Genomic DNA, 5,572 nt, shown 5'->3' with positions numbered 1-5,572 from the left:
CGGCCCAAGACGACGTCCGGGTGCGTGCCGTCGTGCTGACCGGGGCGGGCCGGACCTTCTCCGCCGGCGGCGACGAGTCCAGCGATCGGCAGTACGCGTCCAGTTCGGGACGGACCCCGATCGAGGAGGCGCGCCACATCGTCGACGACATCATCGGGCTGACCAAGCCGCTCGTCGCCGCCGTCAACGGCCACGCCATCGGGCTGGGCGCGGTGCTGGCCACCCTGGCCGACGTCTCCTACGTCTCGGAGCGGGCGAAACTCGGCGACCTGCATGTGCACGCCGCGCTGCCGGCGGGCAACGGGGCCGCGGTGATCTGGCCGCTGCTGGTCGGGCTCAACCGTGCCAAATACTTGCTGATGACCGGCGAGGTCCTCACCGCGGCGGAGGCCGAACGCCTCGGGCTGGTCACCCGCGTCGTCCCGCCGGCCGACGTGGTGCCGTCGGCGCTGACGATGGCGCAACGACTCGCCACGCTGGCCCCCCAGGCGGTGCAGGGCACCAAGGCCGCGGTGAATCGGCTCCTCGCGATGGCCTCGGGCGCGGTCCTGCCGTTCTCCCTCGCGCTCGAGGCGGCCGCCATGGAGCATGACGACTTCCGCGCCGCGATGGCGAAGTTGGGCCGCGCGTGAGGCTTGCATCAATAGGGACGCTAGGACCCTCCCTGAGAATTGTCAACGTGAACGTTCACGTTGACAAGCGCGTTAATCCTCAGGTCAGTCCCCCGGATGGCGTATTTTGACAACGCGACACCCGCACACCAGGAGGCCGACGATTCCCGCCGCACGCCAGCAGAGCGACAACGCGCGGCGCCGCCACGAGCGGCGCACGGCTGACCGCCGCGCGTCCAACGAGCGCTGGCAGACCATCCTCAAGGGCGCCGCGGAGGTGTTTCGCCGAGAGGGGTTCGCCCGCGCCCGGCTGGAGGACGTCGCGGTCGAGGTGGGCATCAACCGCGCCTCGCTGTACTACTACGTGGGCACCAAAGAGGAATTGCTGGTCGCGCTCATCGAGCAGCCGGCCTACGAGATGACCCGGCACTGCCGCGACGCGCTCGAATCGGATGCGCCACCCGAGCAGAAGCTGCGTCGCGCGCTGGACTCCTACATCAGCGACCTGGCCACCTATCCCGAGCTCTTCCTGCTGTTCGGCGAGAGTCAGCACATCGCAACGATTCCGGAGGCACAGGGCATCGTCGCCAACGCCGACGCCTACGGCAAGACGCTGCTGGCGATCATCGAAGAGGGTGTGGCCGGGGGCGTGTTCCGCTCGGATCTGGATCCTCGGCTGGCCATGCTCGGCATCCTGGGCATGCACAACTGGATCCACCGTTGGTATGTCCCCGGCGGGCGCAACTCGCTGACCGAGATCGGCGACGCCTTTGCGGCCATGGTGCTGTCCAGCCTGCGGCCCTGATCCCCAGACTGTACGCAATCGCACCCTCTGTGCGGCGACGAACTGCGTTGACGCGGCGCTTGAGCCTAGGATTGAATGCAATCTGCAGTAATGCTTGGTCCGTGCCGTCAGCCGAGAGGAGACGCGATGCCGCGTCTGAAGCCGATTCCGCGCGATGAAGTCACCGACGAATTCACGTTGAAGATGTATGACTTCATGTTCGGCGACCGTGACCCGGTGGCCGAGCCCGGCACGGTGGGCGGCACTCCGGGCAACTGGTGGACGGTGATGGCGCAGTCCCCCGCCGCGCTGCGCCACGCCGTGCGCGGCTTTCGCCTCTACCGCGAAGAGGTGTCCATCCGCGCCGATCACCGCGAGCTGGGCCAGATCCGGGCGGGCTGGGTGGTCGGCAGCCAGTTCGTCTTCTCCCAACACTGCAAGGCGTGCCGGTCGGCGGGGTTGTCCGAGGAGAAGATCGACGCGATCCCGTCCTGGCAGACGGCGGACTGTTTTGACCCGGCCGAGCGGCTGCTGCTGGCCTACACGGATTGCCTTGCGGGACAGCACGGCCGGGTGCCCGAGCGGCTGATGACCCAGCTGCGGGAAGTTTTCAGCGACACCGAGATCCTCGAATTCACCTACACCACCACCATGTACGTGATGCACGCGATCATGTCCCGGGCATTGCGGCTGGAATTCGACGATGTCGACGACCCGACCGTCGAGGTCGTCGACCCGGAAGGCGGCGGTGTGCTCGACATCGGCGCAGCGACGTCCGGGGGTGACTGAGGTGAGCGAGATGGACGGCCGCTCGCAGCTGGCGTACCGGCTGATCAGGCGTGCCATCGCCGAGGGCGAGTTCGAGCCGGGCTCGCGCCTGGTCGAACAACGCATCGGCGAGATGTTCGACCTGTCCCGCACCCCGGTGCGAGAAGCGTTGCGGGCCTTGGCCGCCGACGGCCTGGTCACCATCGAGCGCAACCGCGGCGCCATCGTGGCCACCATGTCCGAGACCGACATCCGCGACCAGTACGAACTGCGCGCCCGCCTGGAGTCGCTGGCCGCCGAACGCGCCGCGACCCGGATGCGCGACGATGGCATCGCGGCACTGGACGCCGCGATCGTCGAGTTCGACCACGGCATCGAGCTGGTATCGAAGGGTTCGGCCGACGCCGGGCTGCGCCGGATCACCGCCGCCAACAGCGCCTTTCATCAGGCCATCGTGGTGGGCGCCCAGCATCGGCGGCTATCCGCTCTGCTGGAGCACGCCGTCGATATCCCCCTGGTGTATCAGGTGTTTCGGCATCAGACGCGGGAGGAACGGGAGCGGTCGAATCTGTTCCACCGCATGGTGCGCGACGCGATAGCGGCCGGGGAACCGCTGCGCGCCGGTGCGCTGATGGCCGAGCACATCCTGCAGGGCCGCGATTCCCTGCTGTCGTTGCGGTCGCAGCGGGGTCGCGAGACGGAAACGCACGCTTCGTGACCGTCGGCCTCGGTGACCGGTTTCGGCTGGACGGCCGCGTCGCCGTCGTGACCGGGGCGACGTCCGAATTGGGGCTGGCGATCGCGCGAGCGCTCGGGGCGGCGGGCGGGCGAATCGCGTTGGCAAGCCGGCGCCTCGATGAGCTCGAAGCGCGCTGCGCCGAGCTGCGCGATGACGGCATCGACGCCGCCGCCTTCCGGGTGGACGTGAGCGATCACGAATCGTGCACGGTGGCAACGGATCTGATCATCGATCGGTTCGCGGCGTGGACGTGCTGGTCAACAACGCCGGTGTGGGCACGGCCGCACCGGCGACGCGCGAGGACCCGGCGCAGTTCCGGCGCACCGTCGAGGTCAACCTGATGGGCGCCTACTGGATGAGTCAGGCGTGCGGGCGATCGATGCGGCCCGGTTCGGCCGTGGTGATGATCAGCAGCATCCTGGGGCTGACCACGACTTCGCTGCCGCAGGCCGGCTACGTGTCGAGCAAGGCGGGGCTGCTGGGACTCACCCGCGACCTGGCCCGACAGTGGACCGGCCGCAAGGGCATTCGGGTCAATGCGGTGGTGCCGGGATTCTTGTCGACCGGCCTGACCGAACTCACCCCCGACGGGTTCAACGACGACTTCGTCGCCACCCGGGTACCGGCGGCGCGGTTGGGTGAACCCGACGAGGTCGCCGCCGCGGTGCTGTTCCTCGCCAGTCCGGCGGCCTCATTCGTCAGTGGTGCCGTGCTGCCCGTTGACGGTGGCGCCCTGATCACCTGACCGGCGAGCGAACAGCAGGCCGCGCAGGTGTTCGGTGACGGCGGGGTCGATCAGTTCCGGCTCGCAAAGCAGGTCTGGCGGGAAGTACAGCACGATCTCGTCGATGCCCACCTGCTGCCACCCGGCCACCCATTCGTCGAACGCCTGCACCGACGACCAGATGGGGTCGGGCGTGGTGGCCGGGCTGCCGGCCAGAATCTGGCGACGGATGGTCGCGGGGTCGCGGCCGGATTCGGTGCAGAACTCGTCGAGGGTGGCCGATCGCCGTGCGGTGAGCTCCAGCAGCCGCGGCGACGACAGCCCCCATCCGCCGAACGAGCTCCAGATATCGCCGAACCGGGCCACCAGCTGCAGGCTCGAACGGGCGTGCGCGGCAACACAAATCGGGGGCCGGGGCCGTTGCAGCGGCGGCGGTCGCAACCGGAAATCACTCACCCGGTAGTGGGCGCCGGAAAAGTCGACCGGTTCGGCGCGCAGCAGCGCATCGATCAGTTCGACCGCTTCGGCGAATCTCTCCGCGCGTTCCACGCGCGGCCAGGCCGCGCTGCCGACCATTTCGTGGTCGGTGGGGGCATAGCCGGCGCCGAGACCCAATTGCAGCCGCCCACCCGACATGTTCTCGACGGTGAGGGCCTGGCGCGCCAGCATCACCGGGTGCCGCAGAACGACGTTGGACACCAGCGGCCCGAGCAGGATCCGGCGGGTGCAGTTGGCCAGACCGGCCAGCGTGGTGAACGCTTCGAACCAATTCGACCTGGGTGCTTGCGGATTGGCGCCGTGATCGTCGATCCAGAGGCTGCGAAAGCCCATCTCCTCGGCCCGTTCGCAGCGGTCCACCAGCGTGGCCCAGGAGACGTTGGGAAACAGCAGCGCCCCGAAGTCGGTCACCGGCCCGCGGGCAGGGTTTCGGTGTGGGCTTCGTCCTCGGCGCGGCGACGGGCGTCGCGCTCCTGCAGGAATTGCTGGGTGGCACCGACGATCGCGTTGGTGATGTTGCCCATCAACGTCTCCCGGTGAAAGATCGTCCAGTCGCGGCTGCGTTCCAGCGGCTCGAGGCAATCCTGAAACACCGGCATGACGTAGCGGCTGATCATCTCGTAGGAGCGCAGCGTGGCCTCGCGGTTGGCCCACTCGTGGGCCATCAACAGATAGGTGCCGAAGCCGCCGGATTGCCGCTGCAGCCGGCGCAGCTGCTCGATCGCCATGTCGGGAGTGCCGATCACTCCCACGCCGGTCTCATTGACGGCAGACACGATGTCTTCGCCGGGGTCGAAATCGCCCAAAATTGGTATGGCCCCGACGTTTTGGAAGTAGTCCACCCACTGCGCCAGACCTACCTCGACATCCTTGCGGGCCTGTCCCACGGATTCGGCGATGTGCATCGGCCCGCACATCCGCCAGCCCTGCCGGCTCACCGTGGTTCCGTGCGCGGCGGCGGTTTCGGTTGCGGTGCGCCAGTTGCGGGCCAGCGCATCGAAGGCCTTCTTCTGGGTGGCCGCGATCGAGAGCAGTCCGATGCCGAACTTGCCGGCGGCCACCGGGCCCGACGGCGACGCCGTCACCGCCACGCTGACTTCGATGTTGGGCTTGCTGTACGGGCGCAACTGCAACCGGGCGTCACGCAGCGTGAACCAGTCGGTCTCCCGGTTGACCGGGGCTTCGTCGCGCCACAGTTCGAGCACCGCGTCTAGGGATTCGAGCATCATGTCGCGCTGACGGGTGGTCTCGATGCCCATCATGTAGGCGTCGCCGGGCAGCGCGCCCGGTCCGACGCCGACGATCAGGCGCCCGCGGGTCAGGTGGTCGAGTTGCACCATGCGGTCGGCGAACATGAACGGGTGGTGATACGGCAACGAGGCCACCCCGGTGCCCAGCCGGATGCGCTTGGTGCGGGCCGCGGCCGTCGCAATCATCAGGTCAGGCGC

General features: G+C 68.4%; 6 protein-coding genes and 1 pseudogene. 5 read left to right on the top strand and 2 right to left on the bottom strand.

Features of this window, described 5'->3' with window-relative positions; translation table 11 throughout:
• The 5 genes and pseudogenes from A9W96_RS04120 to A9W96_RS04100 form a co-directional block, all read left to right on the top strand.
• On the top strand, positions 1 to 632 hold a 632-nt coding region (locus A9W96_RS04120; RefSeq protein WP_156765106.1), incomplete at its 5' end, for an enoyl-CoA hydratase-related protein.
• Positions 633 to 738: 106 nt separating this feature from the next.
• Positions 739 to 1,416, top strand: coding sequence for a TetR/AcrR family transcriptional regulator (locus A9W96_RS04115; protein WP_231997928.1), 678 nt, complete (start codon positions 739 to 741; stop codon positions 1,414 to 1,416).
• A gap of 126 nt (positions 1,417 to 1,542) precedes the next feature.
• A complete protein-coding gene (locus tag A9W96_RS04110; RefSeq protein ID WP_066863180.1) occupies positions 1,543 to 2,184 on the top strand; it encodes a carboxymuconolactone decarboxylase family protein in 642 nt (213 codons plus the stop codon).
• A gap of 10 nt (positions 2,185 to 2,194) precedes the next feature.
• Positions 2,195 to 2,881: a GntR family transcriptional regulator gene (locus A9W96_RS04105; protein ID WP_066876865.1), complete on the top strand. Its 687-nt coding sequence runs from the start codon at positions 2,195 to 2,197 to the stop codon at positions 2,879 to 2,881.
• A pseudogene (locus tag A9W96_RS04100) lies at positions 2,878 to 3,647 on the top strand (SDR family NAD(P)-dependent oxidoreductase). The gene A9W96_RS04105 and the pseudogene A9W96_RS04100 overlap by 4 nt, the downstream one beginning before the upstream one ends.
• On the opposite strand, the gene A9W96_RS04095 reads toward A9W96_RS04100, so the two are convergent.
• Positions 3,594 to 4,535 (bottom strand): LLM class flavin-dependent oxidoreductase, encoded by a 942-nt coding sequence (locus tag A9W96_RS04095; protein ID WP_067138043.1) that lies wholly within the window; start codon positions 4,533 to 4,535, stop codon positions 3,594 to 3,596. The pseudogene A9W96_RS04100 and the gene A9W96_RS04095 sit on opposite strands and share 54 nt — an antisense overlap.
• A partial coding sequence (locus A9W96_RS04090) for an LLM class flavin-dependent oxidoreductase (protein WP_067138041.1) occupies positions 4,532 to 5,572 on the bottom strand: 1,041 nt, incomplete at its 5' end. The genes A9W96_RS04090 and A9W96_RS04095, both read right to left, overlap by 4 nt.

The organism is Mycobacterium sp. 1245852.3 (assembly GCF_001669335.1).
GTDB lineage: Bacteria > Actinomycetota > Actinomycetes > Mycobacteriales > Mycobacteriaceae > Mycobacterium > Mycobacterium europaeum_A.
Note: the sequence above shows the minus strand (reverse complement) of the source record. Positions and strands in the feature narration are given on the sequence as shown.

Bases quoted from the DNA above. Each gene is read 5' to 3' on its own strand.
- A9W96_RS04110 (WP_066863180.1), top strand. From the start codon at position 1,543: ATGCCGCGTCTGAAGCCGATTCCGCGCGATGAAGTCACCGACGAATTC.
- A9W96_RS04105 (WP_066876865.1), top strand. From the start codon at position 2,195: ATGGACGGCCGCTCGCAGCTGGCGTACCGGCTGATCAGGCGTGCCATC.